The 15,085-nt window shown below is 36.7% G+C and carries 13 protein-coding genes; 10 read left to right on the forward strand and 3 right to left on the reverse strand.

Annotated features, from left to right (window positions below; translation table 11 throughout):
* Nucleotides 1–279 precede the first annotated feature (279 nt).
* Nucleotides 280–1,104, forward strand: coding sequence for a pyridoxine/pyridoxal/pyridoxamine kinase (pdxK, locus tag AC0C45_RS23550; RefSeq protein ID WP_047931271.1), 825 nt, complete (start codon nt 280–282; stop codon nt 1,102–1,104).
* 33 nt (nt 1,105–1,137) lie between these two features.
* On the opposite strand, the gene AC0C45_RS23555 is transcribed toward pdxK, so the two are convergent.
* Both AC0C45_RS23555 and pgmB read right to left on the reverse strand, forming a co-directional pair.
* Nucleotides 1,138–2,007 (reverse strand): Cof-type HAD-IIB family hydrolase, encoded by an 870-nt coding sequence (locus AC0C45_RS23555; protein WP_016765955.1) that lies wholly within the window; start codon nt 2,005–2,007, stop codon nt 1,138–1,140.
* An 89-nt stretch (nt 2,008–2,096) separates the two neighbouring features.
* Complete coding sequence (gene pgmB, locus AC0C45_RS23560) at nt 2,097–2,804, reverse strand: beta-phosphoglucomutase (protein ID WP_047931272.1); 708 nt, start codon at nt 2,802–2,804, stop codon at nt 2,097–2,099.
* A 275-nt stretch (nt 2,805–3,079) separates the two neighbouring features.
* On the opposite strand from pgmB, the gene AC0C45_RS23565 reads away from it, so the two are divergent.
* From AC0C45_RS23565 to AC0C45_RS23605, 9 genes are all read left to right on the forward strand, one after another.
* Nucleotides 3,080–4,717 carry a PTS transporter subunit IIBC gene (locus AC0C45_RS23565; protein WP_013085516.1) on the forward strand — a complete coding sequence of 546 codons (1,638 nt, stop codon included), beginning with the start codon at nt 3,080–3,082 and terminating at the stop codon, nt 4,715–4,717.
* A 4-nt stretch (nt 4,718–4,721) separates the two neighbouring features.
* A complete protein-coding gene (locus tag AC0C45_RS23570; protein ID WP_013059869.1) occupies nt 4,722–5,507 on the forward strand; it encodes an endonuclease/exonuclease/phosphatase family protein in 786 nt (261 codons plus the stop codon).
* Nucleotides 5,508–5,797: 290 nt separating this feature from the next.
* On the forward strand, nt 5,798–6,898 hold the full coding sequence (locus AC0C45_RS23575; RefSeq protein WP_047931273.1) for a glycosyltransferase family 4 protein: 1,101 nt from the start codon (nt 5,798–5,800) through the stop codon (nt 6,896–6,898).
* On the forward strand, nt 6,895–7,833 hold the full coding sequence (locus AC0C45_RS23580) for a glycosyltransferase family 2 protein (RefSeq protein WP_013059871.1): 939 nt from the start codon (nt 6,895–6,897) through the stop codon (nt 7,831–7,833). The genes AC0C45_RS23575 and AC0C45_RS23580 overlap by 4 nt, the downstream gene beginning before the upstream one ends.
* Before the next feature lie 2 nt (nt 7,834–7,835).
* Complete coding sequence (locus AC0C45_RS23585; protein ID WP_047931274.1) at nt 7,836–9,554, forward strand: DUF6020 family protein; 1,719 nt, start codon at nt 7,836–7,838, stop codon at nt 9,552–9,554.
* On the forward strand, nt 9,554–9,889 hold the full coding sequence (locus AC0C45_RS23590; RefSeq protein WP_013059873.1) for an EamA family transporter: 336 nt from the start codon (nt 9,554–9,556) through the stop codon (nt 9,887–9,889). The genes AC0C45_RS23585 and AC0C45_RS23590 overlap by 1 nt, the downstream gene beginning before the upstream one ends.
* Nucleotides 9,882–10,214, forward strand: a complete 333-nt coding sequence (locus tag AC0C45_RS23595) for an EamA family transporter (RefSeq protein ID WP_016765961.1) — start codon at nt 9,882–9,884, stop codon at nt 10,212–10,214. The genes AC0C45_RS23590 and AC0C45_RS23595 overlap by 8 nt, the downstream gene beginning before the upstream one ends.
* Before the next feature lie 30 nt (nt 10,215–10,244).
* On the forward strand, nt 10,245–11,747 hold the full coding sequence (gene murJ, locus AC0C45_RS23600; RefSeq protein ID WP_472928885.1) for a murein biosynthesis integral membrane protein MurJ: 1,503 nt from the start codon (nt 10,245–10,247) through the stop codon (nt 11,745–11,747).
* Nucleotides 11,748–11,772: 25 nt separating this feature from the next.
* The gene (locus AC0C45_RS23605; RefSeq protein WP_230184050.1) at nt 11,773–13,149 is read left to right on the forward strand and encodes an O-antigen ligase family protein; all 1,377 of its coding nucleotides are present in this window, start codon (nt 11,773–11,775) and stop codon (nt 13,147–13,149) included.
* Nucleotides 13,150–13,177: 28 nt separating this feature from the next.
* Here AC0C45_RS23605 and AC0C45_RS23610 read toward each other — a convergent pair whose 3' ends face one another.
* Nucleotides 13,178–14,977: a cation:proton antiporter gene (locus AC0C45_RS23610; protein WP_034648212.1), complete on the reverse strand. Its 1,800-nt coding sequence runs from the start codon at nt 14,975–14,977 to the stop codon at nt 13,178–13,180.
* Between the last annotated feature and the right edge of the window lie 108 nt (nt 14,978–15,085).

The following is a 15,085-nucleotide window of genomic DNA, read 5'->3' on the forward strand; positions in this document are numbered from 1 at the left end:
CCTTAAGTTTATGCAAAGTAAATGTTCAAGCCACATTACATTTCATTCGTTAACTTTCATTTAACTCATGCTTCACAGTCAGTCATAATAATTCTAAATTACACTTAGGATTCATACAGTTTTTAGAAATTGAATATCTACATTAAAAGCGATAAAATAAAAGAAAAAGTGAAAAGTGAATGGAAGAAATTTATCTAAAACACATTGGGTAGCTAAAAACCGACTGGTGGAAGTTTTACTCTATTTTCTCTATGAACTTAAAATACGGGAGGATTTTTTATGACAATGAATAAAGCATTAACCATTGCAGGTTCTGACAGCAGCGGCGGAGCTGGCATTCAAGCGGATTTAAAAACATTCCAAGAACTGGGTGTTTACGGAATGACAGCTTTAACAACAATTGTAACAATGGATCCCGATAACAGCTGGTCTCATAACGTATTTCCGCAAGAAGTTTCAACTGTTGAACAGCAGTTGAAAACAATTGTAAAAGGCGTAGGCGTACAAGCTCTAAAAACAGGTATGCTTGGCTCAGTGGAAATTATTGAACTAGCCGCAAAAACAATTGAAGAATATGGTTTAAAAAATGTCGTAGTAGATCCTGTGATGGTATGTAAAGGAGAAGACGAAGCGCTTCACCCGGAAACAACTGTCAGCTTGCGTGATGTACTAGTTCCAAAAGCAACAGTTGTAACCCCTAATTTATTTGAAGCTAGTCAATTAAGCGGACTTGGTCCTATCAAAACGGTCGATAAAATGAAAGAAGCAGCCGTCAAGATTTTTGACCTTGGTGCCGAATATGTATTGATTAAAGGCGGAAGTAAATTGGCACATGAAAAAGCAATTGATTTGCTTTATGATGGAAAAACGTTTGAGATCTTAGAGTCTGAACGTATTGAGACAACATTTACGCACGGTGCTGGATGCACATACTCAGCTGCGATTGCTGCTGAATTGGCAAAAGGCAGTGGCGTCAAACAAGCTATTTATACAGCAAAAGAATTTATTACAGAAGCAATTCGTCATTCATTTGCTTTAAATCAATATGTTGGACCGACAAATCACGGTGCATACCGTCGTAACAAGGAGAAAGTAACAAACTAAAAAGCATGCCTAAAGGCATGCTTTTTAGTTTGCTTATTGTTTAACTGTTTCAAGCGCATTTAAAATAGCTTGAGCTACGCCGTGCTCGTCATTTGTTCCTGTTACGATATGGGCAAACTCTTTAATTTCTTGAGGGGCATTCCCCATCGCTACAGCACGTCCAACTCGCTGAAACATCGATACGTCGTTATAATTGTCTCCAATGGCCATCGTTTCTTCTAAAGAAATATGGCGTTCTTGAACAAATGATGTAACCGCAATTCCTTTTTGAGCATTTTCATCATTTATTTCAATATTTTCTTTACCAGATGCACTGACTGCAATCGAATCTAGCTTCACAAGTTCTATTTTTGCCTGTTCTAACTTTTCTTCGTCAAAAGAGAAAGCAAGCAGCTTATAAATGTCCTTGTTTGGATCTTGAAATAACGCTTCATACTCTTCAATAAGCTTTACTCTGCCGCTATTGAAACGCTCTTTTGCCGCTTCTAACGATTTTTCATAATTATCTTTTAAGCTAGCGCTTAAATAAATATCCATTAATACCGACAAAGCTTTTTCATAGTCATTTGAATACGTGCCTTCACTTGTATAGACTTCAAAGTACAACTGAAACTTCTTAAAAACACCCTCTACTTCGCGAATAGATTCCATCGTCATGCCTACTGAATATTGTTTTTCTCCTTGTGGATTCCGAAGCTCTGCTCCGTTTGCACAAATTAAATATGTATGAAGTCCTGCTTCTTCTAAAACATAACGGGCCTCTTCATAAGAACGTCCCGTAGCAACAACAACTTCCACCCCTGCCTTTTGAGCTGTCTTAATCGCTTGGGCATTTTCTTTACTTACAACTTGTTCACTATTTACTAAAGTTCCATCCATATCGATCGCAATACATTTAATCATGATGTACCCCTTCCTATGTATCTTTGCTCTCTTATTTTATTCTAACATATGTTTTTTTTGCGCTTTGCTACTTGCATGTAAAAGATTTACTAATTTTTTGTATACATGCTGTTATAATCTGTTCCTTTTCTTGCTTTTTCGAAAACCTCTTTGATCGTCTTTAAACACAAATCAGCTGTTGAATATACGTGAAAATTCATATCCTCTTCCTTCAGATGCTTACCAACGCCGATAGAAACCATATCTATTTGATTAATAGCTTTTACACCCGCCTCTCCATCTTCTATGGCCACACATGCATAGGGTGTTACTTTTAATTGATCGGCAGCTGTCAAAAATATTTCTGGGTCTGGTTTTCCCTTCTTTATTTTTCTCACATCCACAATGCAATCAAAAAAAGGACGTATTCCTAACGCATCCACTACAGTATTTGCATTTGAACTAGAAGAAGCAATCGCCATTTTAATACCTTGTTTTTTACAATCCTCTAACAACAATTGTATTCCTGGAAGTAGATGATCCTTTGTCATTTCCTTTATTAATGCTTGATAATGCTTATTCTTTTCATCAGCAAGCTGTTCTTTTTTTTCCACTGTCAGATGTACATTGCCTTGGGCAGCAATGAGCTCTACAGTTTTCACTCGGCTGATCCCCTGCAGCTGCTGATTGAGTTCTTCAGAAAATGAAACGTTAAGTTGATCTGCTACTTTTTTATTTGCTTTATAATATAAATGTACCGTATCTGCAATAACACCGTCTAAATCAAAAATAATCGCTTGTAGCTCTTCTTTTTTCATATTATCCTCCTCTGTACTTGTCTTTATGCCATTATTTGAATGCTTTTATTACATTCCATCATGTTAAAATACCGTTGATATTGTTCACTTTATCATAAAAATTTTTTCATCATTTATGATTCATGAATAAATTTTTCAAAAAAAGAGAAATTACAGTATTGCATTATGAAAGCCCTTTTATTACAATAAGGTTATGCAAACGGTTGCACTATTTTTGAAATATAGTTTATCAAAAAATAAAATGAAAACCCATACATAGGGGAAGGGGAAAAACTATGAAGAAGTTCTTTTCATTTGATTTTTGGCAGAAATTTGGTAAGGCTTTATTAGTAGTAGTAGCGGTTATGCCCGCAGCTGGTATTATGATTTCACTTGGAAAACTAGTTGCAATGACTGGGGGAGACATCACTGCTGTACAAACAATTGCACGCGTGATGGAAGACATAGGCTGGGGTATCATTACAAATCTTCACATTTTGTTCGCTGTTGCCATCGGGGGCTCTTGGGCAAAAGAACGTGCTGGAGGTGCATTTGCTGCACTCATCGCATTCATTCTTATTAATCGAATTACAGGAGCCATTTTCGGAGTTAAAGCAGAAATGCTCTCAGATTCAAAAGCAACGGTTCAATCACTGTTTGGACAAGAATTAGTTGTAAAAGACTACTTCACATCTATTTTAGGATCTCCCGCTCTTAACATGGGAGTGTTCGTAGGAATTATCGCTGGATTTTTAGGTGCGAATTTATTCAATAAATATTACAACTATGATAAATTGCCTGAAGCCCTTTCGTTTTTTAACGGCAAGCGCTTCGTACCATTTGTGGTCATCGGTGGTTCAGTTGTAACGGCACTGCTTTTATCCATTGTATGGCCGTTTATCCAAGGTTCATTAAACAGCTTCGGACAGTGGATTGCAACATCTAGAGACACAGCTCCTATTCTAGCACCATTTATTTTCGGAGCATTAGAGCGCCTGCTTCTTCCATTTGGTCTTCATCATATGCTGACAGTTCCTATGAACTACACGGAGCTAGGCGGAACGTACAAAATTTTAACAGGTTCTGGAGCAGGTTCCACTGTTGCCGGTCAAGATCCTTTGTGGCTTGCTTGGATTGCAGATTTAAATAATTTCCGCGCTGCAGGAGATATGGAAAGCTACAAGCAGTTATTACATGACGTTACACCTGCACGCTTTAAAGTAGGACAGATGATTTTGTCTTGTGCGTCGCTAATTGGAATCGCTTTAGCAATGTATCGTAACGTAGATCCTGACAAACGTTCAAAATATCGTTCAATGTTCTTTTCAGCTGGACTAGCTGTTTTCTTAACAGGCGTAACAGAACCAATCGAATTTATGTTCATGTTCGCAGCACCTCTTTTATATGTCGTATATGCAATTATGACGGGACTGGCTTTTGCCATTGTTGATATTGTTCATGTTCGCGTACACTCATTTGGAGTAATTGAGCTATTAACACGTACACCAATGATTATCAAAGCCGGCCTATGGGCTGACTTAATGAACTTTATCATCGCCTGCCTTGTATTCTTTGGCTTAAATTTTGGAGTGGCAAACTTCTTAATTAAACGTTTTAACTTCCCAACGCCGGGACGTAACGGAAACTATATTGATGAAGAAACAACTGCAACAAGCAGCAAGCAGGTGAAAAATGATTCGCTTGCACCAGTCATTATTGGACTGCTTGGCGGAGAAAACAATATTGAAGATGTTGATGCTTGTATGACTCGCTTACGTGTAACGGTAAAAGATATACATGCCGTTGCAGGAGAAAGTGAGTGGAAACAAAACGGAGCCCTTGGTTTAATCTTGAAAGATAAAGGGGTACAAGCTATTTATGGACCTAAAGCGGATGTTTTGAAATCCGACATTCAAGATTTGTTAGGAGCTTAACACAATGAAGCTATTAACGTTAAATTGCCACTCTTGGCAAGAGGAAAATCAGCTAGACAAGTTATCTTGTCTAGCTGAAGTAATTAAAAAAGAAAAATATGATGTCATTGCTTTACAGGAAGTAAGCCAAAAAGTAGACGCACCTTATGTATATGACTACATTCGCAGCGATAATTACGCTTGGCTTTTAGCAAAAGAACTGGGTAAGCAAGGTGAAGACTATCAATTGGTATGGGATTTATCTCATATAGGCTATGAAGTGTATGAAGAAGGAATTGCCATTTTAACGAAACACCCGATTATTGAAGAGCATTCATTTTTTGTTTCACAAACGTCAAATATTGACTATTGGAAAACGAGAAGAATTGTTGGAGCAACAATCGAATATGAAAAAGAACTTCTTACGTTTTATTCTTGTCATCTTGGCTGGTGGGATGACGAGGAAGAGCCGTTCAAGCAGCAAGTTGATACGCTGCTAGCTCATGTACACAAAGATAATCCATTTTTCCTACTCGGAGACTTTAATAATGACGCTCATAGACGAAATGAAGGTTACGACTACCTGTTGAGCCAAGGCCTCTATGATACGTATACTCTATCGAACAAAAAAGACAGCGGTATTACAGTTAAAGGTAACATTGCTGGATGGGATGATAATGAACGGGCACTGCGCCTTGATCTAATTCTATCGAGTCATGCGCAGGATATTCAGTCATCAACTGTGGTGTTTAACGGCATACATTATCCCGTTGTTTCCGACCATTTTGGGGTAAGCGTTGAAGTGAAATAAGTGACATAAAGCGAACGATAGCGTTCGCTTTTTTTCGTGTGATTATGATGATGTGAAAATCATCTTCTTCACTGCTTTATCTATCGTTTTAGAAGTGTCCGATAAACTTTCGCATTTTAAAAAGTAGGTGTGCTATAATATTGTGATGTTGGCGATATGCAACCCATTTTTGCATGTTTATCAATGAAATCACTCAACTTAACAGTAAGACGATACATGTAAGCTCTATTTAAATGAACACCCGTTGTCATTATCATAAACTAATAAAGAAAAATAGGTGTGAAACAATCATGAAAATTTTGTTGATTTCAAATATGTATCCTTCAGAACAATTCCCGAGCTATGGTGTATTTGTTCAAAACACTGAAAAAATTTTAGTTCAACATGGTATTCAAGTTGATAAAATTGTCATGCAAAAAAAGACAAGCAAATTAAGCAAGCTTTTTAGCTATGCTTCTCATTATGCTAATATCGTCTTGACGGGCTTGACAAAAAACTACGACTACCTTTACGTACATTATGCATCTCATAATGCTCTTCCGCTGCTGATTCTTAAAACGCTAAAGAAGAATGTGAAGATTGTGACAAATGTTCATGGTTCAGACGTTGTACCTGAAGTACCTTCACAGGAAAAGTATCAGCCTAGAGTAAATGATTTATTGCACCATTCTACTAAAATTATTACTCCTTCTCCTTATTATAAAGGGCTCGTTGAAGAGAAATATAAGGTTCATAACCCAATCTATATTTTTCCAAGCGGAGGAGTGAATAAAGATCTGTTTCACCCTTATGCAGATAAAAGCAAAGCTTATCAAGAACTAAACTTGGACCCTACTACCCGTTATCTTGGATGTGTAAGCCGCATTGATGTGGGTAAAGGATGGGAATACTACCTGCAAGCAATTGCAAAAGCTGAACAACAAATGCCCACTTCTTACAAATACCTATACGTTGGAAGCGGAAAAGATGAAGCTGCATTTAAGGAAATGATCAAGACTCTAGGTCTAGAGGAAAAAGTCATCCATTTCCCTCTCCTTCCTCAGTCCTCTCTTGCTTACGTATATAATGCAATTGAAGCATTCGTGTTTCCGACCGTAAGAAAAGGAGAAAGTTTGGGCTTAGTCGGCCTCGAAGCTATGGCTTGCGGAGCACCCGTAATTGGGAGTCAGATTGGTGGTCTAAAAGATTACATTATAGACGGAAAGAATGGTCTATTCTTTGAGCCTAAAAATGTAGACGAATTAGCTTCACAGCTACAGGCTTTTATTAATCTTCCTGAAGATGTGAAACAGCAAATGTCTCAACAGGCGTTACAAACAGCAAACCGCTACACAGTAGATGTAATTGCTGAACAACTCCCAACAATTTTTTTTGATGAGGTGGAAAAATGAAAGTCGCAGTTTTAATTCCTTGTTATAACGAGGAAGTAACAATTGGAAAAGTAATTGACGATTTCAAACGTGAACTGCCTAGTGCAGATATTTATGTGTACGATAACAATTCAAAAGATCGCACAAGTGAAATTGCACTTGAACACGGGGCGATCGTCAAAAAAGAATTCAAGCAAGGAAAAGGAAATGTTGTACGTTCGATGTTTCAAGAAATTGATGCAGATTGTTATGTCATGGTAGATGGAGATGATACGTATCCTGCAGAATTTGTTCATCAATTAATTGAGCCTATTAGAAATCGAGAAGCTAACATGGTCATTGGAGATCGTTTATCAAACGGAACGTATCTCGAAGAAAACAAACGTGCTTTCCATAATTTTGGTAACAACTTAGTACGTTCTTTAATTAATGGCCTGTACAAAAGCAACATTAAAGATATCATGACAGGTTATCGTGCGTATGATAAATTATTTGTAAAATCAATACCTGTGATGAGCCCGGGATTTGAAATTGAAACAGAAATGAGTCTTCACGCGTTAGATAAACGCTTCCGCCTAAAAGAAATCGCGATCGATTATCGCGATCGACCTGAAGGCAGCGAATCGAAACTTAATACGTTCTCTGATGGGTTTAAAGTGTTACGAATGATTTTTACGTTATTTAAAGAGTACAAGCCGCTTCAGTTCTTCTCCATTTGGACAGTGTTGTTTATTGTCGCAGGATTAGCTGTTGGTGCTCCAGTACTTTATGAATTTTTTGATACAGGCTTTATTACCAAAGTACCGTCATCTATCTTAGCAACTGGATTGATGGTGTTAGGTGTTTTATCTTTCGTCTGTGGATTAATTCTAGATACAATCGCTTCATTAAATCGCAAGCAATATGAATTAGAACTAAATAAAAAAATTGAACAGATTGAACAAGTAGGAGAATAACAATGATGAAGAATAAAAAAAGTATTTTACTGCTTACAGTAACAGCTTTAATTATTCTTATCGGTTTAAGTATTGGTAATCCAGACGGTGTTCACTATCTTTCCCTTTTTGCTGCACTTGTATTTACCATCATAAGCTCTATTTTTATTTATAAAAATAGAGCTTATGCTTCATTTAAACCGCTAGAATGGCTATTGCTGATTGTTTTTTCGTTTATCGTACAGTTTTCACTTTTAGATAACTTACATATGACGAGCTCAACTATTTTCTTACTCGTTTTGTATGCCATCAGCCGTACTCTATTGGCAATACTGCTGACGGCCGCTGTACTCAGCGCTATCAAACAGATAAACGATTTTCACTATACATTTGCACATCCAAAGCGTTATCTAGGAATTGTTACGATTCTTATTTTAGCTGTTAGCTTATATTACTGGTTCGCCTTTTTCCCAGCGGCCATGACTCCCGATTCATTAGCACAGTGGAGACAGGCACATAACGGAGAATTTAACGATTGGCACCCTATTATGATTACGTGGCTGATTATGCTGCTGACAAAAATATGGGATAACCCAGGAATTGTAGCGTTCACGCAAATTGTTGTTGTAGTAAGCATATACGCCTATACGTTTGATTTTTTCATTAAACGCAAAGCACATCCTGTTATGATTGGATTTTTAACAGCTATCATTGTCATTATTCCAAGCTTTTTAATCTTTTCAATTATTATTTGGAAAGATATTTTATACAGTGCTTTTCTGCTGTTTTTTACGGTGAATATTGCAAAAATCTATTTGTCAAAAGGTGCTTGGATTAAAAGCAAAGCAAGCTTTTTCTTACTTTTACTTTCCGCATTTGGAGTAGCTTTCTTTAGACATAATGGTTTTCCTGTATTCGTCTTGACTTTCCTTTTAATGATCGTCTTATTCAGAAAAAATTGGAAACCTCTTGTCACGATTTTCTTAGTTGTCTTTATTTTACAAAAGATTGTTACAGGACCTGTGTTCACGTGGCTTGATGTACAGCCTTCGGATCCAAATGAAGCTTTGTCTATTCCAACTCAACAAATTGCAAACATCATTTCAAATGATGGGGAAATGTCCAAAGAAGAGCGCGAATATTTTAATAAAGTGCTCCCTATTGAATTGTGGAAAGAAAAGTACAATCCATATAAAAGCGATCCTATTAAATTCACTTGGAAATACTACGACCGCGAGTTTATTTTTAATGATCTAGGTCTTTACTTTAAGAATTATGCTAGCATTGTCATCAAAAATCCTTATCTAGCAACGGAAGGCTTTCTCAAACAAACGGCTTTAGTATGGCAAATCAATCCTTTTAAAGATGGCTATACAGATACGTATGTAACCAACATTTATTACGGCAATGATTTAGGTCTTAAAAATAAAGTAATCGAGCCGTTTATTACGCATACTGCCAATGCTTACTTAGCTATTTTTAAGCACCCTGTTTTTACATTCTTATGGAAACCAGCTTTTTATCACTGTGTCATTTTATTATTTTCATTAATGCTAGTGATTCGAAGAGGAATTACGTCACTTATTATCGTCATTCCTTGGGCTCTTAACACGCTTTCTGTTCTTGCGGCATTGCCGGCTCAAGATTTTCGATATTTATTAGCAAGCGTATTTGTGTCTTTCTTCTTTATTGGTCTTCCTTTTATCCGATTTGATCAGAAAGAAAGGGATGTGACCTCCTGATGGAGAGCAATTACAACAAAAAGCTAGGAATCACACTCATTATCGTGGCTTCCCTGTTTACAGCTGTTGGACAACTTTTTTGGAAGTTGTCCGAAGCTTCATTTAACTTAAATTTAATTATTGGTTTTTTTCTTTATGGATTAGGAGCGGTTTTTATGATTGCCGCTTTTAAATTTGAAAGAGTTTCCTTACTTCATCCATTTTTAAGCCTAGGATACGTAATCAGCATTGCTCTTGGTTTCTTTCTATTAAATGAAACCATTAGCCCTATGAAGCTGGTCGGTACTCTTATTATTATCGTAGGTGTAATTTTAGTAGGTGGCCAAGATGAATAGTATCCCGCTTTTACTTATTATGACTCTTTTAGGTTCAGTTGGAGCTGTCTTTTTCAAGTATATTTCTACGTATTTAAATGAAAAAAAGATAAAGCTAGCGCTTATTTGCTTTGTGGGTGGCGGCCTTTTTTACGGGGCGGCAGCTCTGCTTAATGTGTATGTTTTAACGCTGTTACCTTATTCTATTGTATTTCCGCTCACGTCTATTACGTATATTTGGACATTAACATTCGGTTACTTTTTAATTAAAGAAAAAGTTACAACAAAACAAGTTATCGGCTGTATTCTTCTAATTGTCGGATGCTTCTTTATTGCTAATAGTTGATGAGATAACTTGAAAAGGTAGGAGTTTCACATGAAAAACTTAAAATTCGCGAGCATTTTACTGCTCATATCAACATTATTTTTGAAATTTTCTAGTATGATTCGTGATTTAGTTATTGCTAACTATTTCGGTACAAGTTATATTGTCGATTCATACAACGCAGCAATGATCATTCCAAACGCTTTTATTTTATTTATGTTAACGGGGATGAAGGATGCGTTTATTCCTAGTTATTTACGTTATGAAAAAGAAAATAAAGGAAAGGTTCATTTGACTAATATTGTTAAATCAACCTTTCTTATTTGTTTCATTATTTCGGTTCTCGGATCAATTGCCGCTTTCTTTTACTTTCCCGCTTCGTATTCTAATTTTTCCAAAGCAGCAATTGAACTAGGAATTTATACGGGCGTTATGTACTTTTTATCTCTTTCACTAGTTGGAGTGAATGCCGTATACGAAGGTGTATTTGATGCACGAAGTCAATATTCTTTCTCCGTGTTTTCTCAAACGGTTGTTGTACTCTTTACGATTTTAAGTACAATCCTATTACATTCAATCATGGGCGGCTATGCAATTGCTCTTGGCTATTTTGTAGGAACAATTGCTTCTTTCTTAATTAAAGTTGTCTATTTTAAACCGCAGCATCTGCTGTTATGGAAGCAAAAAATTGACCGTGATGAAGTGGTGGCTTTTTATAAAGTATTCATCCCTGTTGGTGTGACCATTATGGTCGGTCAAATTAATTTAACTGTAAACTTCTTCTTTGCCGGCTCCTTTGGTGAAGGTGTTATTTCATACTTAAATTACGCCTTCAGACTTGTAAGTATTCCCCAGGCAATATTCGGGGTTACGGTCGCAACCATTATTTATCCGCTGATTGCAAGAGCCATTTCTGAAAAAGATGAAGAACGCTTTAAATCGGGAATTGAAAAAGGGATTACGTTTATGCTGATGCTGCTGATTCCGACGATTGTTATTATGATCTTTTATATGAAAGACATTGTAATGATTGCTTATCAGCGCGGTGCATTTGACGCAAATTCGACGTTAAAAACAACGGATGTATCTTATTATTACCTAGGTTCGGTGTTTTTTTATTCGCTGCAAGCTGTTCTTGCAAAAGGATTTTATTCTCTTCAAAAAGGTTATCTTATTATGAGAGCAGGCTTATTATCCATTGTGTTAAACATCACCTTTAACATGATTTTCACTAAATTTATGGGATACCAAGGATTAGCACTTTCCATGTCAGTGGTTGCCTTTTTCTATACGGCCATCGTATTCGTTATGCTGGCAAAACAAATCAATCACTTCCATTACGGATATCTAGTGAAGGAAACAGGAAAAATTCTTTTAGCTTCCGTACCTGTTGCTATCCTCATGTTCTTCTTGAAGGACATCGCATTTTTGAATTCATTACATGTTATCTTACGATTTGGTATTGTCTGTCTTGCAGGTGGTTTAGTATACTTAATGTCGACGCTATTATGCAGAGTAGAAGGTGTTATGCTTTTAGTTAAAAGAAAACGTTAATTCACGTAAAACAGGAGAGTACTATATGAAGAACACATACTGGTTATTTTTTCTGTTCGTTGGTTTTATTTCAATTCAGCCAATTATTGATATGCTAACGACGTACATGGTTTTGAACATGGATAGTGGTCTCTCAATTGGGGTTGTTATTCGCTTTCTATATATGATTTTTGCAGGTGTCCTACTTTTAGTGTTTGCCAAACAATCAAAATGGGCTAGATATTCGATTATCTACCTTATTGTTTTTGCGCTCTTTCTTGGACTCAATATCTACTTAAATCATCAATGGAAAGATCCTTATTATATTGGGCAAGAAATTAAATTTTTCAATAAGGTTGTTTATATGAACGTTACATTACTTGGAATGATTGTGATGTTTTCACATTATCGATCGTCTTTGGATGTAAAAAGAATACTGAGCAAAAACTTATTGACTGCTTCACTCATCATCAGTATTGTTTTTATCGGTACAATGCTAACAGGTACAGCACTAGAGAGTTATCAGTATAATAAAATCGGATTCAAAGGCTGGTTTTATGCAGCGAATGAGCTAGGGGCAACCATTGCTATTTTGCTTCCTCTCACACTGCTTTTAGCTTTAGATAAAGTACGTTCGTTTTCAAAAGCTTATTACTGGATTCCTTTTATCTTGTTAGCTGTTTCGTCCATCATGCTTGGAACGAAAGTAGGCTTAGGTGCCGTTATTCTTTCTTTAGTTGTAGCGACAGTTGTCTTATTTGCAAAATTATTTACGAATAAACGCAGCTTAATTAAAGCCAACTTAGTAATCTCAATTCTGCTTTTAATTGTAACCGGAGCAACCACTCCGATTTCTCCAGCTTATAAAAACACATATACGCACATCGATATGTTAGAGGCTAAAAAAGAGAAAACAAAGCAAGAAAAGCCGGAAAAGAAAGAAAAAGAAAAGCCGGCTAAAAAGAAAAAGAAAAAGGAATCAAATTTAGATGACAAAGATATTCAAAATCTGATTCTAAGCAGCCGTGAGCAATTTTTAGCTCATCATAAGGAAGAGTATGCAAAAGCACCTATTGCAAGAAAAATGATAGGTATGGGCTTTTCTGGTGACTATACAAAACAGCTTCCGCCAAAGATGATTGAAATGGATTTTTATGACCTATTTTTCTCTTTAGGTATCATCGGATTTTTACTATGGGTTCTTCCACTTCTAGTAGTTGGTTTAACCGTATTGGTTCGATTATTTAAAAACCCGTCACAGCTTCTTGATGAAAGCTTTATGATGTATAGTACAGCAATTGTATTAGCTCTTGGAATTGCTTTTGTAGCTGGGCATGTCTTCACCGCACCAGCCGTTACTATCTATTTTGCAGCAGCAGCTGCTTATCTGTTCGTCATTCATTTTAAACAAAGACAAGCATAAAAAAACAGGCCACTGAAGGCCTGTTTTTTTATCTTTTTAATGGCTGAAGGCTTAACACCGTATCACCTGCATTAACGTTTATTTCTTGATCATGAGCAAAAAAACTCAATGCCTTTCCCTGCTTGCTCACTGCTAGTAAAAGAGAAGCATCGCTTTTCTCCTCAAGATATGTTTCATACGTATATTCATCCGTAATTTTTGTATTGTAAATCGTATATCCGTGCTCCATTTTATGATGCAGAAACTCCCACGTAATTCCTTTCTTAAAAAGCATGCGTCCTCTTACCGTGTGCATAATTTCATCGACATCTTCTCTTGAATCTTCTTGGTCACGAATACTCAATTGAAAAACATTGTTCCGTCCCATATCTTGAAGAAAAGCAGTACAAACAAGTGCATTATATGCATCTAACTCAGTTGCAGCAATCACGTATTCATAAGGAGTTAAATCTAGATGATATTCCGTTTGCTCAGCTAGAACTTCTCCGTGATACACATCTACTTCCGCTCTGCGCGCAACTCTTAACCGCTCCCACGAAGAATCAGCAACTAACACTGGATAGCCCAGTTGCTTTAACTTGGAAGCAAAGGCAACCGTAAAATCATTGCTTCCTACAAGCAAAATACCAGGTTCTTCTCCAATTGATAAATCAAGCTTCTTAGCTAGCCACGAAAGGGAAAAACCGTGTGCACAAACCGTAGCAAATACTAAAGCAAATGTCAGTGTTGTTAGGATGGAAGCATCTTTAAATCCTTCATCGATTAGTACTTTCGCAAAGTAACTTGAGACCGTTAACGCCACAATGCCGCGCGGGGCAATCCAGCCAATCAGTATTTTTTCTTTTATAGATAAATCTGTCCCTACCGTTGATAAAAAGATGGAGACAGGTCTGACAATAAACAGCATAAGTAAAACAAACAAAATAATATTCCAATGAAAAATTTCAGTAATGGTCTTCATCGTCAGTCCAGCCGTTAACATGATAAAAATAGTAGAAGTCAATAGAACCGAAATGTTCTCTTTAAAATGTCGCATATCACTAATAGATGAAATATGCATATTAGCAAGGGTAATCCCCATCGCTGTCACTGCTAGAAGACCTGTTTCATGCTTAATTTCATCAGCTATCGTAAAGCAGGCAATAACCACAATAAATACGACCGGAGATTTTAAATACTCTGGAATATGCCCCTTTTGAAACATCCATCCTATTCCGCGGCCAAGAAGCCATCCTATTAAAACTGCAAGAATAGAGGCTGCAAAGAAAAAGAGAATTGTTTTTCCACTCACTTCTCTCAGCACTAAAAATTGAACAATTTCAAACGAAAAAACGGCCAGCAGTGCACCAAATGGATCAACAATAATACCTTCCCATTTTAAAATCGCTGCTGGTTTTGGTTTTAATTTAGCTTGTCGTAAAAGAGGTAAAATCACGGTTGGACCCGTCACAATAAAAAGCCCTCCGATAACAATTGCCACCGCCCATGATAAATCCGCTATATAATGAGCAGCTAAAGAGCCTAAAATCCAAGCTAGCATGGCTCCGAGCGTCACAATGCGAAACACAGGCTTTTCGATTCCCCTTACCTCTCTCATATCTAAGTTCAAGCTGCCTTCAAATAATATAACAGCTACAGCAATCGATACAAAAGGATCAAAAAGCTGTGCAAATTGTGCTTTAGGGTCAATTAAACCTAAAATAGGGCCTGTTAATAGTCCAATAATTGACATCACGACAATTGCTGGTAACTTAAATCTCCAAGCCAGCCACTGAGATAGAACTCCTAGTCCCACTACGAGCGTGATATGTATAAGCATAGGTTCCATTGTATCTTCCTTCTCTCGTTCGCATAATGTGTATATATTTTCCCTAAAATAAACCGATGTTATACAGGAAGAAACAAACACTACCTTGTTTTACCACTTTTTCAAAAA

Source organism: Priestia sp. VA7 (assembly GCF_055710015.1).

What these genes read in the sequence shown, in the direction of transcription:
- pdxK (WP_047931271.1), top strand. Translation starts at nt 280, where the DNA reads ATGACAATGAATAAAGCATTAACCATTGCAGGTTCTGACAGCAGCGGC.
- AC0C45_RS23555 (WP_016765955.1), bottom strand. Translation starts at nt 2,007, where the DNA reads ATGATTAAATGTATTGCGATCGATATGGATGGAACTTTAGTAAATAGT.
- pgmB (WP_047931272.1), bottom strand. Translation starts at nt 2,804, where the DNA reads ATGAAAAAAGAAGAGCTACAAGCGATTATTTTTGATTTAGACGGTGTT.
- AC0C45_RS23565 (WP_013085516.1), top strand. Translation starts at nt 3,080, where the DNA reads ATGAAGAAGTTCTTTTCATTTGATTTTTGGCAGAAATTTGGTAAGGCT.
- AC0C45_RS23570 (WP_013059869.1), top strand. Translation starts at nt 4,722, where the DNA reads ATGAAGCTATTAACGTTAAATTGCCACTCTTGGCAAGAGGAAAATCAG.
- AC0C45_RS23575 (WP_047931273.1), top strand. Translation starts at nt 5,798, where the DNA reads ATGAAAATTTTGTTGATTTCAAATATGTATCCTTCAGAACAATTCCCG.
- AC0C45_RS23580 (WP_013059871.1), top strand. Translation starts at nt 6,895, where the DNA reads ATGAAAGTCGCAGTTTTAATTCCTTGTTATAACGAGGAAGTAACAATT.
- AC0C45_RS23585 (WP_047931274.1), top strand. Translation starts at nt 7,836, where the DNA reads ATGATGAAGAATAAAAAAAGTATTTTACTGCTTACAGTAACAGCTTTA.
- AC0C45_RS23590 (WP_013059873.1), top strand. Translation starts at nt 9,554, where the DNA reads ATGGAGAGCAATTACAACAAAAAGCTAGGAATCACACTCATTATCGTG.
- AC0C45_RS23595 (WP_016765961.1), top strand. Translation starts at nt 9,882, where the DNA reads ATGAATAGTATCCCGCTTTTACTTATTATGACTCTTTTAGGTTCAGTT.
- murJ (WP_472928885.1), top strand. Translation starts at nt 10,245, where the DNA reads ATGAAAAACTTAAAATTCGCGAGCATTTTACTGCTCATATCAACATTA.
- AC0C45_RS23605 (WP_230184050.1), top strand. Translation starts at nt 11,773, where the DNA reads ATGAAGAACACATACTGGTTATTTTTTCTGTTCGTTGGTTTTATTTCA.
- AC0C45_RS23610 (WP_034648212.1), bottom strand. Translation starts at nt 14,977, where the DNA reads ATGGAACCTATGCTTATACATATCACGCTCGTAGTGGGACTAGGAGTT.